13 protein-coding genes are annotated in these 16,201 nt (G+C 46.1%); 6 read left to right on the top strand and 7 right to left on the bottom strand.

The annotated features are described in order from the left end of the window. Window position 1 precedes the first annotated feature (1 nt). The 3 genes from OCV37_RS14670 to OCV37_RS14680 are packed head-to-tail and all read left to right on the top strand — an operon-like array spanning window position 2 to window position 3,089. Window positions 2-754 carry a uroporphyrinogen-III synthase gene (locus OCV37_RS14670; RefSeq protein ID WP_038185456.1) on the top strand — a complete coding sequence of 251 codons (753 nt, stop codon included), beginning with the start codon at window positions 2-4 and terminating at the stop codon, window positions 752-754. Beyond that, the gene (locus tag OCV37_RS14675) at window positions 751-1,905 is read left to right on the top strand and encodes a uroporphyrinogen-III C-methyltransferase (RefSeq protein WP_051680864.1); all 1,155 of its coding nucleotides are present in this window, start codon (window positions 751-753) and stop codon (window positions 1,903-1,905) included. The genes OCV37_RS14670 and OCV37_RS14675 overlap by 4 nt, the downstream gene beginning before the upstream one ends. Next, a complete protein-coding gene (locus OCV37_RS14680; protein WP_038185453.1) occupies window positions 1,905-3,089 on the top strand; it encodes a heme biosynthesis HemY N-terminal domain-containing protein in 1,185 nt (394 codons plus the stop codon). Before OCV37_RS14675 ends, OCV37_RS14680 begins: the two co-directional genes overlap by 1 nt. A 203-nt stretch (window positions 3,090-3,292) precedes the next feature. On the opposite strand, the gene hemN is transcribed toward OCV37_RS14680, so the two are convergent. From hemN to OCV37_RS14700, 4 genes are all read right to left on the bottom strand, one after another. After that, complete coding sequence (hemN, locus tag OCV37_RS14685; protein ID WP_038185450.1) at window positions 3,293-4,678, bottom strand: oxygen-independent coproporphyrinogen III oxidase; 1,386 nt, start codon at window positions 4,676-4,678, stop codon at window positions 3,293-3,295. A 144-nt stretch (window positions 4,679-4,822) separates the two neighbouring features. Continuing rightward, window positions 4,823-5,311 (bottom strand): DUF2489 domain-containing protein, encoded by a 489-nt coding sequence (locus OCV37_RS14690; protein ID WP_038185447.1) that lies wholly within the window; start codon window positions 5,309-5,311, stop codon window positions 4,823-4,825. Between the two features lie 8 nt (window positions 5,312-5,319). Beyond that, window positions 5,320-5,868, bottom strand: coding sequence for a Der GTPase-activating protein YihI (gene yihI / locus OCV37_RS14695; protein WP_038185444.1), 549 nt, complete (start codon window positions 5,866-5,868; stop codon window positions 5,320-5,322). After that, a complete protein-coding gene (locus OCV37_RS14700) occupies window positions 5,868-6,506 on the bottom strand; it encodes a class I SAM-dependent methyltransferase (RefSeq protein ID WP_038185441.1) in 639 nt (212 codons plus the stop codon). The genes yihI and OCV37_RS14700 overlap by 1 nt, the downstream gene beginning before the upstream one ends. Window positions 6,507-7,326: 820 nt before the next feature. Here OCV37_RS14700 and yihA point away from each other — a divergent pair. Continuing rightward, the gene (gene yihA / locus OCV37_RS14705; protein ID WP_211252104.1) at window positions 7,327-7,995 is read left to right on the top strand and encodes a ribosome biogenesis GTP-binding protein YihA/YsxC; all 669 of its coding nucleotides are present in this window, start codon (window positions 7,327-7,329) and stop codon (window positions 7,993-7,995) included. A gap of 731 nt (window positions 7,996-8,726) precedes the next feature. Here the strand turns inward: yihA and polA are convergent. After that, window positions 8,727-11,498 carry a DNA polymerase I gene (gene polA / locus OCV37_RS14710; RefSeq protein WP_038185439.1) on the bottom strand — a complete coding sequence of 924 codons (2,772 nt, stop codon included), beginning with the start codon at window positions 11,496-11,498 and terminating at the stop codon, window positions 8,727-8,729. Window positions 11,499-12,204: 706 nt separating this feature from the next. Next, complete coding sequence (gene hemB, locus OCV37_RS14715; protein WP_038185437.1) at window positions 12,205-13,251, bottom strand: porphobilinogen synthase; 1,047 nt, start codon at window positions 13,249-13,251, stop codon at window positions 12,205-12,207. A gap of 350 nt (window positions 13,252-13,601) precedes the next feature. Between hemB and OCV37_RS14720 the strand changes: the two genes are divergently transcribed. Then, a complete protein-coding gene (locus tag OCV37_RS14720; RefSeq protein WP_038185435.1) occupies window positions 13,602-14,366 on the top strand; it encodes a TatD family hydrolase in 765 nt (254 codons plus the stop codon). 41 nt (window positions 14,367-14,407) lie between these two features. Here the strand turns inward: OCV37_RS14720 and OCV37_RS14725 are convergent, their stop codons facing one another. Then, window positions 14,408-15,376, bottom strand: a complete 969-nt coding sequence (locus OCV37_RS14725) for a LysR family transcriptional regulator (RefSeq protein ID WP_038185432.1) — start codon at window positions 15,374-15,376, stop codon at window positions 14,408-14,410. A 205-nt stretch (window positions 15,377-15,581) separates the two neighbouring features. Between OCV37_RS14725 and OCV37_RS14730 the strand changes: the two genes are divergently transcribed. Next, window positions 15,582-16,106, top strand: a complete 525-nt coding sequence (locus tag OCV37_RS14730; protein ID WP_038185428.1) for an NAD(P)H-dependent oxidoreductase — start codon at window positions 15,582-15,584, stop codon at window positions 16,104-16,106. Window positions 16,107-16,201: the final 95 nt, after the last annotated feature.

Below are 16,201 nucleotides of genomic sequence, written 5' to 3' on the forward strand. Positions count from 1 at the left end.
CATGTCGGTACTGGTGACACGTCCCGGTAAACCGGGAGAAGCACTCAGCCGTCAACTTCAGGCCGTGGGTATTGCAGCGGTACATCATCCTTTAATTGAATTTCATGCCGGTTCGGAACTCGATCAACTACCGCTCCGGCTGAAACACTGTGATCTGGTGATCGCCGTCAGTCAGCAAGCGGTTCTTTATAGTCAGGAATATCTCGACCAAAATGGCTTTTCATGGCCATCTGATATTCGATATCTTGCCATCGGTCAAAAAACCGCACAGCTTCTAAGTAATTTTACCCAACAGACGGTAAACTATCCCGCTGTGAGCGACAGTGAAAATTTCCTCTCTCTCCCCGAGCTTAACGCCCCCACAGGGTTACGCGTTGAAATACTGAGAGGAAATGGTGGCCGGGATTTAATCGCCCAACAGCTCAAGTCTCAGGGAGCCTTGGTCAATTATTGCGAAGTTTATCAGCGAGAAATGCTCCCGTTTAATACTAGGGCTGCCGTTTGCGAATGGCGGAAGGCCGCGGTGGATAGTGTCATCATCACCAGTGAGCAACAACTGCGGTTCTTCGTTACACAGATCGCTGAATACGATGCGCCATGGTTATTGGATCAAACATTTTATGTCCCCAGTGAACGGATTGCACATGATGCACATTCTCTGGGAATCAAGCATACCATTGCTGTGGGTAGTGCCAGCAATTCAGACTTAGTGGCCGCAATTCTGGCCGAGAAGAATGACAGGAATCATGAATGACTGATACAAAAAAAGCCGTTACCCCAACTTCAGAAGAGAAGCAAGAATCAACCAAATCTTCTTCCGCATCAGCTTCTAAGCCCGAAGCAGCAAAACCTTCCGGCGCAACGTCAAAACCAAAATCCGCTGCGTCGGGTGCAAGGCTCAGTAAAATTGCCATCGTGTTAACCCTGCTCACCGGTGGCGGAATCGCTGCATATGTTCAGCACACTATGCACGGCTATCAGGAACAAATCACACAACTTCAGCAACAACTCAGTCAATCGGTGAGCCAAGTTGAAACACAAGTGACGCAACTCAATCAAAGCATCGATAAAAAAGCAGCCACCGTTATCAATCAGGTTGATACCCATTTGGGTCAACAACAAAAAAGTATTGATAGCCTGCAACGTGCTCTTGCTGATATCAAAGGACGTCGCCCGAATGACTGGCTGTTGGCTGAATCTGATTATCTGGTCAAACTTGCCGGTCGCAAACTATTCCTCGAACACGATGTGCTGACCGCGACCCATTTGATGGAAAGTGCCGATGAACGTATCGCTGCCCTCAATGATCCAAGTCTGGTCTCACTCCGTCAGTCGATGGCCAATGATATCACTAAACTGAAATCTCTCCCCTTGATCGATAAAGATGGGCTGGTTTTGCGTCTTACCAGCCTAGAGCAGCTCATTGATAAACTACCATTGGCGAACGCGATTCTGCCTGATGCTCCTCAAGCGCCAAAACCGCAAGTCAGCGAGGACATCAGCAACTGGCAAGATAACCTACTCACATCACTGAAGAACTTTGCTGAACAATTTATTACTTTCAGAACCCGGGATGGCAACGTCATTCCGCTTCTATCTCCGGAACAAGATTTCTACCTGAGAGAAAATCTGAAAGCTAAAATCGAGACTGCGATCAAAGCCATCTACGACGAAAATCAGCAAATTTATACCACGGCTTTAGCGATGGCCAATCAATGGTCAGTCTCGTTCCTGAACCCTGACAATGATCAGGTGAAACAGTTTAATCAAGCCACTCACACGCTGAGTCAGAAGAAGATTACCGTTCAATATCCGATAAAACTGGAATCTCAACAACCGCTCACCGATCTCATTCATGAGCGCCTGCGTAAACAAGTTTCCGGGTTGATGCAGGAGGAAGAGTAATGATTCGAGCCATTTTTCTCTTTGCGGTCCTCGGTATCGGGTTATATGTCGGCACCCAGTATTCCGGTCAACAAGGATACGTTCTGATTTCAATTGCGAATAAAACCATTGAGATGAGTGTCACCACACTGATCCTGCTGGTGATTGCTTTACTGGCCGTTCTCTTTGGCATTGAGTTTTTGCTTAAAAAGACCCTTCGCATTAGTAGCAGTACGTGGCATTGGTTTGGTTCACGAAAATTGAAACAATCGCGTCGGGATACTAACGAAGGAATCATCAAACTCATCGAGGGAGACTGGAAACAGGCCGAAAAGAAAGTCACCCGGCTGGCAAAACATCACGATATGCCGCTGCTGTGCTATCTCATTGCCTCTGAAGCGGCACTCGAACAAGGCAATCAAGAGAAACGGGATCACTACCTGTCTCTTGCCGCGAAACAAGAAAATTCAACGCTGGCCGTCGAGCTTACCAAGGCAAAGCAGTACACGAAACAACAGCGTTACCAAGATGCACTCAACGTGTTGCGTGAACAGGCTATCCAGTACCCGGACAACCCGGTGGTTGTCAGTTTGTTGAAGACGGCATATCACCATCTCCGGCAATGGCAACCGCTTCTTGATCTGCTCCCGCAGCTCAGAAAGCTCAAATTAGCCGGAGAAGAAGAAATTTCTCGTCTGGAAATCGAATCCCGTAGCCACCTCATGGCACAGGCAGCCGCAATCCGAGGCAAAGAAACCCTGACCGAATATTGGAAAGATCTGCCCAAACGCCTGAAAAACACCCCAGAACTGATGGTAAGCTATGTTCAGTTACTTCTTAAAAATCAAGGTGATGAAGAGGCATTTGCGCTGCTCAAAGAGCATATTAAGAAACATCCGAACTCGAGCAGTTATCCACTCCTGCCAGAACTCAAACTGGAGACGCGCCAGCCGGTCATCAAGCTGTTACAAGATGTGATTCGCAAAGATGAGCAACATGCAGAAGCTCACAGTGCTTTAGGACAACTCTACTTGCAGGAAGAAAAGTTACCGTTGGCCCAAGGACATCTGGAAAAAGCGCTGCAAATCAGAAATAGTATTTCAGATTATCAGTTACTTGCTCAGGTTCTGGAACGACAAAATATGTCGCAGGCAGCTCATGATGTCAGTAAGAAAGCACTCTCACTGATTGAGCCAACGGCTTAGCTGTATGTTTTAAACTCATCATGGTTTTAACTGAAGCACGGTTTTAATCACATCGTTTTAACCCGACCACGGTTTAGCGAAACCCCAACAAAAAAGCCAGCTAATGCTGGCTTTTTTGTGTCATGGTATCCGTGCAATATGCTTCGTTGCGCAGACACAATGTCGACATCTGCACCGCTCTTATCGGTCTCATACGAAGGCGGTCATATCACCCGGGAAAACTGTTGCTGTCTTGCTCTTTCTCGCAGATAGCGGTCAAAGCACATACAGATATTACGAATTAACAGACGGCCTTTTGGCGTCACCGTCAACTGCCGCTCACTGACTAACACTAACTCATCTGCGATAAAATGTTCCAAAAGCGCTAAGTCTGACTGGAAATATCGATCAAAATCGAGCTGATGAGTACGCTCAATCTGAGTTTTATCGAGCGTAAAATTACACATCAATTGCTTAATCACATCCCGGCGGGCTAAATCATCTTGATCCAGTGCGACCCCTTTCCATAGCGCATGACGCTGATGTTCTACTTGCTGATAGTATAATTTCAACTCTTTTTGGTTCTGTGCATAGGCATCCCCGACCATCGAGATGGCAGACACACCAAACCCGATCAAATCGCAATCCCCATGTGTGGTATATCCCTGAAAATTGCGATGAAGACAACCCGCTCGTTGTGCAACCGCAAGATCATCTTCAGGCAACGCAAAATGATCCATACCGATAAACTGATAACCGGCATCGGTCAGCGTTCCAATGGTCATCTGCAAGATTTCCATTCTCTCTTGCGTGCTCGGCAGAAAATCTTCTTTAATTTTTCGTTGTGCGGCAAACAATTGCGGCATATGTGCATAATTAAAGACAGATAACCGTCCCGGTTTCATTTCCAGAACCCGTTTCAATGTTCGCGCAAATGAATGTGGTGTCTGCTTAGGTAACCCATAAATCAGGTCAAGGTTAGTCGAACGGAACCCCAATGCCTGAGCTCGTTCAGCTAAAGCGAAAATGAACGTTTCATCCTGAATTCGATTGATCAGTAACTGGACTTCTTTATTGAAATCCTGAACCCCGATACTTAAACGATTAAAACCTTCTTGATAGAGATGATCCAGAATATCCAGTTGTATCTCGCGCGGATCAACTTCAATACTGATTTCAGCCTCAGGCTCAAAGTCAAACTCCTGCCGGATCAATGTCATCAACCGCGTGATTTGAGGTGCAGTCAGAAACGTTGGCGTCCCCCCACCGAAATGCAGTTGAACCACACGGCGACCAGCTAACAGGGATGCTCGCTGACGAATCTCAAGCTCCAGCATATCCAGATATTCATCCGCTTTATGGGAATGACGCGTGACGACTTTATTACAACCGCAGTAATAACAAAGCTTATGGCAAAAAGGGATATGAATATAAAGAGAAAGCGGCCGCTCAGGATACTGAGCACACGCCATATCAAAGTCTGCAATCGTAAATGCTTCATGGAACTCGACGGCTGTCGGATAAGAGGTATAACGAGGTCCGGAGTAACTATATTTATCCAACATTGCCTGATCCCAGACAACCTGCTGACGAGATACCTGCTGAAACATATTTTATCTTTCCGAATGGGTCGATGAACGCCTATTTTGCCACACTGCGAGACGAACAAGTCAGGCGGCAAAATAGAAATCTATGATTATTGTATGAAAGTGCTACAGAGATCACCGAATTAACCGCTGTAAGCCTCGCGAGATCTAGATCATTTGAACCTGAATTTGTTGATTCAACGGCTGAATCATATCCTTCAGTGAGGTCAGCTCTCTGATAATATCATCCTCCAGACGACTCTCAGCTGTCATCCGTTCAAGATTCTGCTGCATCCTTTCTTTCTTAGGCATCGCTTGCCGTGCATCACCACGAGGCATGTCTTTAACGATATGATAAAGCTCTGAAATCGCGGGAAACCGTTTTTCGAAATCAACACGCTGTTCACCCTGAACATAATCCATGATGCAATAAACCCGAATACTGATTTCAGAAAGATCACACTGCCCCTGAATTCCGACCATACAAAGTGTGTTGACGTTCTCGAAAATATTTGCGTTTCTCTTCTCGATCGCCAACTCTCGATGCTGGGCAATCAATGCCTTTTGCTGCTTCAACTTCACCAGCAGATAGCCGGCATAACTCGCCAGACCTGCAACAATCAAGCCCCCAACCATCGCGAGTACAGTCAGATTCATATGTCCTCCTATTGCTGAAAATCATCCGGATCAAATCCGGTAAATTTCTCCAGAAGTTCGTCATCCGATGCGCTTTGCTTGGATTTCATCGCCGGTGACTCAGAGGATACCGCGTCATCCTCCTCTTCATCAAACAATCCAAGCTGTTTCATCAGTTGTTCAATTCGATTGAGCTTTTCATCCACATACTGTTGCAGACCGGCCCCGAGCTTTTCTCCACGATCCAATCGGGCAAGTAAAGCATGAAGCTGCGCATCATTTTCGAGTAAAGCCAGCTCTTGTTCAGCTTGTTCTTGCCGTTTTTCAGCAACAACTTTTGGCTGTGTTTCGACAACGAGCGGAATTTTTTTCTTACTTCCCAAACGCGGATCCTGTGCAGTCGAAGCGCTTAATCGGCGTGTACTGCCTGACTCTTCTGAATGACGACTGCCGGTTTTCAAGCCTTTTCTCTTTTTCAGCTTCTTACGCAAACGTCCTTCAATATCTGTCTGAGAACGCTGACGAACGACAACGACGTCTGTATTCCCAGATGATCTTACTTTCTTCTTACGGCTCATTACTGGCTTTTCCTCAGTAAAATTACATCACTACCGATAAATTCAATGTCGAGAGCATCTCGTTCTGCCAGGAAGCAGAAAGTCTCTCGGCTAAAAAAGCTTACATGGGTGAGATCGTTTTTATAATGCCACCTTGTAAACGCATCCAAATCTTTGACCAGCTTGGTCATAATTCCGATATATCCCCCCGGCTTCACGCATGTCAGCCACTGCTGCCATACTTGACCCGGCGAATATAAGTGTTCAATCACTTCAGTTGCAGTCATAAAATCATACGTTGATTCTAACACCGTCTTCTGAGGGAAATAAAAAACATCATATACCGCCATCCGGAACCCTTGTTCTTCCATCATCAAAGAGAGCGTCGGCCCCGGACCACATCCAAAATCTAATCCATGGGCATCAGGGGGGATCCGCTCAGCCAATGGTTCTGTCAGGCGAGACAAAAATCGCCGATACCCCATATCAGATGGATGATTCTCATGCAGATCATAGATGGATTTTTCTGATTCTGCATCCAGATGAAATGCAGGTGCAACACTCACTAAATGACATTGGTGACATTGCCAATAATCGCGATGTTTATCCCGATGATAAATCCCCAGCGATTCAGCACCGCATAGTGGGCATGAGATCATATGGACTCTCCTTGTTACGGGATGCGCAACATACCAGAAACTAGCCCGATAGTGGAGTATTTAAGCTTATTTTTTCTTCAATCGATGAACTCAGCGGGCTCTGGTTCTCACAAGCGCCGGATATAAAAAAAGCGACAGGAGCCCTGTCGCTTTCTAAACCGTCACCGTAGTAACGAAAAAGATTCTGGCACATATAGAGATGCGCACAATATTCCTTTTGTTGTTGGTGCTTTCCTTGCAAAAACGTTGTGGTTCGCCATCAATCCTGATGAATTTTCACTTTCCCTGAAAACATCATTGTAACGAAGCTCTTCCGTAGCTTGGTTCCATTACATCCCCCACTCCATAGGGCCAAGCAGATCATCCTTATCAGACAAACGTCCTGTTTGTCTGCCACTTCAGGATGAGAATTCATCCCTGAAGCAACAGGTAAACTTTACGCTTTCTTCCGACAGAGACAACCCATCAAAAAATGATTCTGATCACATTCCATATGTAATATTAAAAATAATAATAAAATCATAAAATTAAAATCATTATCAGTGTAATCATCAGCTTATCTATAGCTGATCTCTCACAATCTACATAGAAAAAAAGGAACCGACCGAAGCTCACAGCATGTGACGCCCTCCCGACCCCAACCCATGACGCCACGTACTTCTGCTCATCAAGCCGTGATAATGTTCCAGATTCTGATCGGAGTCGTGTATAATCGCCAGCCCCTTGGAATCAGGGGAACGTTTCACAGAGACCTTCTTTAGGGAGATGGCTGTGATACTATTGCATTCCGGCAAATGATTGATCAACAGCGACAGTGACTATGGAGTCTACCTTGAGTGTAAAAATCCACTATCAAAACACGCACTTTATTACCAGTGCCCCGGATATCCGCCACTTGCCGGAAGATGCTGGCATCGAAATCGCGTTTGCCGGACGCTCCAATGCAGGAAAATCCAGTGCTTTGAATCGCTTGGCAAATCAAAAAAACTTAGCCAAGACCAGTAAGACCCCAGGACGAACGCAGTTAATCAACCTCTTTCAGGTTACCGATGGCTGCCATATTGTCGATTTACCGGGGTATGGGTTTGCCCAAGTGCCACCGGAACTGAAGAAAAAATGGCAAAAAGCACTTGGAGAGTATCTGCAAGCACGCCAGTGCTTAAAAGGACTCGTGGTTCTGATGGATATTCGCCATCCGATGAAAGATCTCGACCAGCAACTCATCTATTGGGCTGTAGAAAGTCATATTCCGGTTCAGGTTCTGCTGACCAAGGCGGATAAGCTCAAAAGCGGTGCCAGAAAAGCGCAGGTGATCAAAATTCGTGAAGCAGCTCTGGCCTTCTGTGGTGACGTCAGCGTCGATGCCTTTTCTTCGACATCGGGACTGGGCGTTGATGTGCTGCGCCAAAAACTCGATAGCTGGTATGCTCCGGCATTCGCCCATCAGGATGAGCAAGATAGTGATGCCGACAGTGCGTCCAATCAATAAATCAAATGCTCGAAACGCCGGAAGAAATGACAAAAACAGCGATGCTTTTCTTCCGTGTATAAAAAACCCCGCCATCCTGGCAGGGTAATGGGAGAGATAATGAACTTCTTCTAATTGTTTTGTTTTTGTGCCCTTACAAGCATCGTTGAATTCATCTGTTTTTTCAATCCTTTCCCACCGATATGCCGCAGTCCAAAAAACTCACATAACATTTTGAAAAATATAAATTTTAACCAAAATGTAACACTTTATTTCCCTAATGAAATAACTATTTTGTGAAGGGTAATTAATTACAGAATCGTTACATTACTTCATTTGAGAATCTTAACGGCTCAGATGGGGAACCAAGAATTTTTTTAATGATTTGTCGCATGAATAGAGGGACGGGAATACTTAATGCGGATGGTGGTTCGAATTTTATTGATGAATTACATATACTTAACACAATAAAAAACGCCCCAGTCAAAAACTGACTGGGGCGGCTGAAACAGCCTAATCCAATAACGTGAAACAAAAGGTCTGAAAGATAGAACATCTTACCTCTGTACCCTACGTCATTAAATGTACAATAAACTGATGAAAAAGAAAACCCATTCTGTAGTTTTTTTTCACTTATTTTAAATCAGACAACATAAGAAACTGATATTTTGTTACTTTTTTTATGTAAAAAAAAAGCTGACACTTGTGCGCCAGCTCATAAAAATCATGTCATTTTGGTCAAAAACCCCGATTTAATGGGCCTGTTCCCAGCTATCACCTCGTCCAACCTCTGCAATTAAAGGCACACGAAGGTCTGCTGCCGACTCCATGAGTTTTTGTATTTTACTTTCAATTTCGGTCAGAGATGACTCTTGGATTTCAAAAACCAGTTCATCGTGCACCTGCATCAACAATCGAACTCGCCCTTGTCCTTCTTGCTCAATCCATCCATCCACTAATAACATCGCTTTCTTAATGATGTCAGCCGCTGTTCCCTGCATCGGCGCATTGATCGCCGCCCGTTCTGCGGCTTTTCTTCGCATCCCGTTACGCGAACGAATTTCCGGCAGATGTAAACGACGCCCGAACAAGGTTTCGACATAGCCCTGCTCACTTGCTTGCGCCCGGGTATCTTCCATGTACTGCATCACCCCGGGATAACGCTCGAAATATTTATCCATATAAGATTGTGCTTCATGGCGAGGAATCCCGAGTTGTTTGGCCAAACCAAATGCACTCATGCCATAAATCAAACCAAAGTTAACGGCTTTCGCACGACGACGCTGCTCACTGGAGACTTGATCAATCGAAATACCTAAAATCTCAGCGGCCGTGGCAGCGTGGATATCTTTCCCTTGCTGGAAGGCATCCAACAGCGACTGATCGCCAGACAGATGGGCCATAATTCTCAATTCAATCTGAGAATAGTCAATGGCGACAATCTTCCAGCCGGATTCGGTCACAAAGGCCTGACGAATCCGTCTCCCTTCTTCATTCCGTACCGGGATATTCTGTAAGTTCGGATCGGTCGATGACAGCCGTCCGGTTGCTGTCACTGCCTGATGATAAGAGGTATGTACCCGCCCCGTGGCCGGATTAATCATTTTCGGCAGTTTATCGGTATAAGTTGATTTGAGTTTCGCCAGACCACGATATTCCAGAATGACCTTCGGTAGCGGATAATCCAGCGCCAGCTCCTGAAGTACTTCCTCATTGGTCGATGGTGTGCCCGATGGCGTTTTTTTCACCACCGGCAAACCCATTTTTTCAAAGAAGATTTGTTGAAGCTGCTTTGGCGAGCTCAAGTTAAACGATTCTCCGGCAATCTCAAATGCCTTACTCTCCAGTTCTTCTAAACGCTGAGCAATTTCCTGAGACTGAACATTCAAACGCATGTCATCGATGTGGACACCTGTTCGCTCCATTCTGGACAACACTGGCACCAACGGCACCTCAATGTCTTGATAAATCTTTAACAGGGTTTCATTCTGCTCCAGATTTTCCATCAAACGATGGTGCAACCGGAGCGTGACATCCGCATCTTCAGCAGCGTAAACACCTGCTTGTTCCAGATCGATCTGGTTAAATGTCAGTTGATTTTTCCCTTTGCCGGCAATTTGTTCGAATGAAATACAGCTATGTTGCAAGAAACGCAGCGCCAGACTATCCATATCATGCCGTCCGCCGACACTGTCATATACGTAAGAAGCCAGCATGGTATCATGTGCAATACCACGGAGTTCAATGTCATAGCGGGCCAGAATACTCATATCAAATTTCAGGTTCTGCCCGACTTTATGGCAATTTTCGTCTTCCAGAAGTGGCTTAAGCTGAGCCAATACCCAGTCCCGCTCCAACTGCTGCGGCGCATCCATATAGTCATGTGCGACAGGAACATAGGCAGCTTCACCTTCTGTAATAGCAAATGAAACGCCGACCAGATTGGCTGTCATATAGTCCAATCCATCCGTTTCTGTATCAAAGGCAAATAAATCGGCATCTTTCAGCTTCTCTAACCAAGCCATAAAATCAGCTTCATTCAAGATGGTCTGATACTGGCTGCGATCAATATTGACGGCCGATGTATCCATCGTCACTACAGCCGATTCCGACGCCTGATTCATTTCCGGGCTTCCTTCCGGGCTTTCAAGCAGCTCATTCAACCAGGATTTAAAAGTCAGTTGCCCATACAACTGAATCAAATCTTCCCGATCAGCCGGGCGTTTAACCAGCGTCTCCAGTGTCTCTTCCAGTTCAACATCCAGTTTAATCGTCGCCAGTTGGTAAGAAAGCCATGCATTGTCTTTATTATCTTCCAACTTCTGCGCCATCGTCTTAGAACCGCGGAATCCCAAGTCGGCAATTTTATCCAGATTCTGATAGAGCGCTTCGAGACCGCCGATCCCCTGAAGCAATGCTGTCGCAGTCTTCTCACCAACGCCCGGAACACCGGGAATGTTATCGACTTTATCGCCCATCAACGCCAGATAATCGATGATCAGCTCTGGCGGAATCCCGAACTTTTCGATGACGCCTTCACGATCCATCACGACATTGGTCATGGTATTGATCAAAGTAACGTTATCGTTCACCAATTGCGCCATATCTTTATCTCCGGTACTAATCAGCACCGGAACACCTGCATTGGCAGCTTGGTTCGCAATCGTACCGATCACATCGTCGGCTTCAACCCCCTCTATCGCGAGTAACGGTAATCCCATCGAACGGATAATCTTATGCAGCGGTTCAATCTGGCAACGTAATTCATCCGGCATCGGTGGACGATGCGCCTTATATTCTGCGTACATCTCATCGCGGAATGTCTTGCCTTTTGCATCAAATACCACCGCGATCCGCTCCGAAGGATACTGACGCATCATGCTACGGATCATATTAATAACACCATAAACAGCATTGGTAGGGATTTCACCATTACTCATGGTGCTTGGATAAGCATGGAATGCACGATAGAGATAAGAAGAACCGTCAATCAGAATGAGCGGGTTATCAGGAATATGGGCCATAGTTTCTTGGTATCCGGATGTAGAGGTCTCAAAATTATCTCCTTAGAATGCCATGAGTTCCCTGAGGATGCCATGTTCTACCGAGTTTTTACTGCAATCCAATCCGACTGAAATCCACAGACAAGACCTATCATTGTGGATAAGTCTGTTTATAATTTTATTTACACTGAAATAAAACTCACAAAAACAGACAAAAATGCAAACATAAGACATTGATATTAAAATATTAAATAAAAGATCTGTGTAAAAAAACATGATCTTTTCGGGATCAATCAATGTGGAAAAGTATATCGTTCTGTTAACAAAAACAATCACGCTAAAAAAGAAAAAGCGACATCCAAGGGATGTCGCCTAGCATAAGCAAGAAAGTGATACGTGTGACCAAATCGCTTTCTTATAAAGCTATAAATACACTGGAAGCAATGTGAGCAATGTCGTGTCAAAAAGAAGAGTGCAAGCCCGTAAACACCATCGCATTAAGTAACAAACATCAATCGTGCTACATCTCAGCGCGGTGGTGAACTTCCTCATTCCCTAAGACAGGTGTAATAATAATTATTCTCATTTAATGGGTCAAGTGTTAAATGAGAAAAAATCTCATTTATTTTTCATGAATACTGTAACTCATTCATAAATAAAAAATAAAGGCTGGCACTTGCCAGCCTTATATCCGTTGTTTCACGTCATGTGCACATTCACATCAATTTTACTGATGTTTCTTCAGTGCTGCGCCCCGCGTCGCTTGCTCTTCAGCAAGCCACTCAGCAACATCCTTGGCAAAATAGGTCAGAATACCGTCCGCTCCGGCGCGCTTAAAGCAAAGCAATAATTCGATAACGGTCTCTTTTTCTTTTAGCCAGCCATTGAGAAAGGCTGCTTTATGCATCGCATATTCACCGGAAACCTGATAAGCAAAGGTCGGTACCTGAAGTTCGGTTTTAACGCGACGAACAACATCCAGATACGGCATTCCCGGCTTCACCATGACCATATCGGCACCTTCACCAATATCTAACGCCACTTCCTGTAACGCTTCATCACTATTCGCCGGATCCATCTGATAGGTTTTTTTATTCCCCCCTTTCAGATTACTTGCTGAACCTATCGCATCGCGGAAAGGCCCATAATAACTTGAAGCATATTTTGCAGAGTAAGCCATGATCTGCGTATGAATATGCCCGGCTTCCTCAAGCGCATCTCGAATCAGACCAATCCGGCCGTCCATCATATCGGAGGGAGCAACCACATCCGCACCAGCTTCCGCATGAGATAACGCCTGCTTGACGAGCACTTCAGTCGTGATATCGTTGATCACATACCCTTGCTCATCAATAATGCCATCCTGACCGTGGGTGGTATATGGATCCAATGCCACATCAGTAATCACCCCGATTTCCGGAACATGTTCTTTTAAAGCACGAACCGCCCGTTGAATCAGACCTTCAGGGTTGTATGCCTCAGCAGCATCAATACTTTTCGCATCCTGAGTGATAAAAGGAAACAACGCGATAGCCGGTACACCAAGGCTCGCAAGATACTGTGCTTCTTCGAGGAGAACATCGATTGATAAACGATCAATACCCGGCATCGACTCAATAGGCTCACGACGACCTTTGCCCATCAACACAAATACCGGATAAATCAGGTCACTGACAGACAACTCATTCTCCGCGACTAAGCGACGGCTGAAATCATGTTTACGCACACGACGCATACGACGACCGGGAAACTGACCTACGATAGAAACTGACACATGGAACTCCTTTTTGATATTTGTGATGCACCGCATCAAGGTTCGCCACATACTGTACATGTAACAAACGGACGAAACGAACAGCGCTTATCATGAACCGTCGCTCAACAGCGAGAGAGCTCTGAAGAAAAGTACATTGCGACCCGAAAATGCGACTCTCACAACACGAATATGACCTTCTCATCCGACAATACAGCGCTTGAGGAAACACCGTATTGTCACGGGTAGTGCGCTGAAATCATACCACTGTCCAACTGACACGCCATGTCTATTGAAATAAAAATTCAAAAAATGATCTCAACGCGCTGATCTTTTATAATGCCTGATTCAACCCATGACCGGAAAATACCATGATTGATACGCACGCCCATGTTTATGCCCGCGAATTTGACCAGGACCGGCAAGACGTGATTCAACGGGCGCTGGCACAAGGTGTCGAGATGATCTGTATGCCGAATATCGATCTCGACTCTATCGAACCGATGCTGGCAACCGAGGCCGCCTACCCTGATATCTGTCGTTCCATGATGGGATTACATCCATGCTACGTGGATCAACATCTTCATCAGACACTCGATATCATTCATGGATGGTTTGATAAACATGATTTTATCGCTGTCGGTGAGATTGGGATCGATCTGTACTGGGATACAACCTATCAGGCTGAACAGGAAACCGCTTTTCTTACCCAGCTCGGCTGGGCAAAAGAGAGACAGCTCCCGGTGGTGATTCATACCCGTAGTTCAATGCAAGAAACCATTCAACTGCTGAGTCAGGCTCAGGATGGATCGCTGCAAGGGGTATTTCACTGTTTCGGTGGCAGTGTGGAAGAAGCCAAAGCCATTCAGGATTTAGGCTTTCACCTCGGCTTAGGCGGTGTCACGACCTTTAAAAATGGCGGGATGGATCAAGTAGTTCCTCATCTGGATATGCGGCAAATCATTCTGGAAACCGACTGCCCTTATCTGGCACCGGTGCCGCATCGGGGAAAACGCAATGAACCGGCCTACACGCATCTTGTCGCCCAGCGAATTGCCGCACTCAAAGAGATTTCGCTTGAAGAAGTGGACCGACTGACCACAGACAATGCGAAACAGTTATTTCAATTGCCCTGAGCCAAATCTCGTTACAAGAGAGCCATTCGAGCAAGGAGCGATCACGCATCCCCTTGCTCAAACTGGTACTCAGCCAGCTTTGCTTCAGGAACATGTAACGATTTCTCACACGCAAAAGCACTCAGCAGGTAATCAACTGTGACTTTCACCCGAGGTGCGATCAACGTGCGGTGCGGGTATTGAATCACCATCTCATAACTTCCGGGATCATATTGGTCAAAAAGCACGGCTTTTAACTGGCCGCTTTCAAGATATTGCAGCGCATGGTGAATACCAATTTGTGCAATACCAATCCCCGCGACGGCTGCCTGAACCAATGCTTCTGGCGCAGAAAGTGTCAATACCGCGGGTTGTGGCTCCATCGTAATCAGGCTGCCGTCTTGGCGTTTAAATCCCCACGGATTAATCCGCCCGCCTAAAAAACGCCGGGCAATCAAACGGTGTCGAATTAAATCCTCCGGTATCGACGGTGCACCATACATAGCCAGATAGTCAGGTGATGCCGCAAGAACCGTTTTTAACCGGCAAACCGGTCGGGTAATCAACGAAGAATCAACAATCCGTCCCCCCCGAATGGCAATATCATAACCATCATGGATCAGATCCCGCATCCGGTCGTCAAAATCCACGTCAACAGTCAATCCCGGATAAAGCTCAAACAATCCGGGTAACACCGGTAATAGATATTCCCGCCCAAAAGCGGCACTGGTCGCGATCTTGACATGACCATTCATTTCGACCTTTCTTGCCACCAGATTATCAACAGCACTATCCAGTGCTCCCAGAGCAATTCGAGCCTGAGATAAAAAAAGAGCGCCTTCCTCGGTCAGGTTGATTTTTCTTGTTGTCCGGTTCATCAGGCGGACACCCAGTACCTGTTCCAGACCTGCAATGTTCTTACTGACCGCAGCCGCGCTGATACCAAGTTTTCTGGCTGCGGCGGAAAAGCTACCGGCATCGGCAGCTTCCACAAATGACAAAATAGCCCTGACATGTTGCGACACGTCCATGACGACTCCAGAAATGATTGGTTTTAAAACTCATGATGCCGTCAATTATTAACTTCAAGTTGAAAATAGTTCAACCATATGTGCCATTAAAGTTACAAACAAACCTATTCATACTACTCACCTTCACTAAAGTACCGGGCCAGAGGGAGGCCGTCTGCGGACAACGTCTGCCCACCCATTCAGATTCATCTTTGGAGTTCGACTCATGAAAACACTGGTTATTGTTTCACACCCTTACACAGAGCGGTCCACCGTCATCAAGGCACTTGAAAAAGTGGCACTCAATACAACATCCGTGACCGTCAGAAATCTGGACACGCTGTATGGTAAAAATATCAGTCAATTCGATATCGCCACAGAACAGGCAGCCTATGAAAATGTGGACCGGGTCGTGTATATGTTCCCGATCCATTGGTTCAACCTGACCCCGATGCTGAAAGCCTATCTCAATGAGGTCTGGACTTATGGCTGGGCATTCGGCCCGGAAGGCAAAGCGCTAAAAGGCAAAGAAATGCTGATAGTCACCTGTACCGGCGCTGGTGAAAGTACCTATTCACCGACCGGACTGGTTCAAAGTACCATGAAAGAAGTGCTGACCCCGATGAAAGCCACGGCACTCTATGTGGGAATGACCTTTATTGAACCCTTAGTTTTTCATGAAGCGATGGATATCACGCCCCAAAAGCTGACATCATTTGAAGATCAGCTCTCACAGCGATTGCTGGCCTGAATTGATTGCCCGAATGGACGGGGCCACCGGTCACAAGCTTCTGCTGTCACTACGTCATGATTTGAGGACTTATCCGTCTTGACCAAATGGATTGA

The sequence above is a fragment of the Vibrio rhizosphaerae genome (assembly GCF_024347095.1).
In the GTDB taxonomy this organism is placed as follows: domain Bacteria; phylum Pseudomonadota; class Gammaproteobacteria; order Enterobacterales; family Vibrionaceae; genus Vibrio; species Vibrio rhizosphaerae.

Excerpts from the sequence above, each read along its gene's own strand:
- OCV37_RS14670 (WP_038185456.1), top strand. The coding sequence starts at position 2 with ATGTCGGTACTGGTGACACGTCCCGGTAAACCGGGAGAAGCACTCAGC.
- OCV37_RS14675 (WP_051680864.1), top strand. The coding sequence starts at position 751 with ATGACTGATACAAAAAAAGCCGTTACCCCAACTTCAGAAGAGAAGCAA.
- OCV37_RS14680 (WP_038185453.1), top strand. The coding sequence starts at position 1,905 with ATGATTCGAGCCATTTTTCTCTTTGCGGTCCTCGGTATCGGGTTATAT.
- hemN (WP_038185450.1), bottom strand. The coding sequence starts at position 4,678 with ATGTTTCAGCAGGTATCTCGTCAGCAGGTTGTCTGGGATCAGGCAATG.
- OCV37_RS14690 (WP_038185447.1), bottom strand. The coding sequence starts at position 5,311 with ATGAATCTGACTGTACTCGCGATGGTTGGGGGCTTGATTGTTGCAGGT.
- yihI (WP_038185444.1), bottom strand. The coding sequence starts at position 5,868 with ATGAGCCGTAAGAAGAAAGTAAGATCATCTGGGAATACAGACGTCGTT.
- OCV37_RS14700 (WP_038185441.1), bottom strand. The coding sequence starts at position 6,506 with ATGATCTCATGCCCACTATGCGGTGCTGAATCGCTGGGGATTTATCAT.
- yihA (WP_211252104.1), top strand. The coding sequence starts at position 7,327 with ATGGAGTCTACCTTGAGTGTAAAAATCCACTATCAAAACACGCACTTT.
- polA (WP_038185439.1), bottom strand. The coding sequence starts at position 11,498 with ATGGCCCATATTCCTGATAACCCGCTCATTCTGATTGACGGTTCTTCT.
- OCV37_RS14720 (WP_038185435.1), top strand. The coding sequence starts at position 13,602 with ATGATTGATACGCACGCCCATGTTTATGCCCGCGAATTTGACCAGGAC.
- OCV37_RS14725 (WP_038185432.1), bottom strand. The coding sequence starts at position 15,376 with ATGGACGTGTCGCAACATGTCAGGGCTATTTTGTCATTTGTGGAAGCT.
- OCV37_RS14730 (WP_038185428.1), top strand. The coding sequence starts at position 15,582 with ATGAAAACACTGGTTATTGTTTCACACCCTTACACAGAGCGGTCCACC.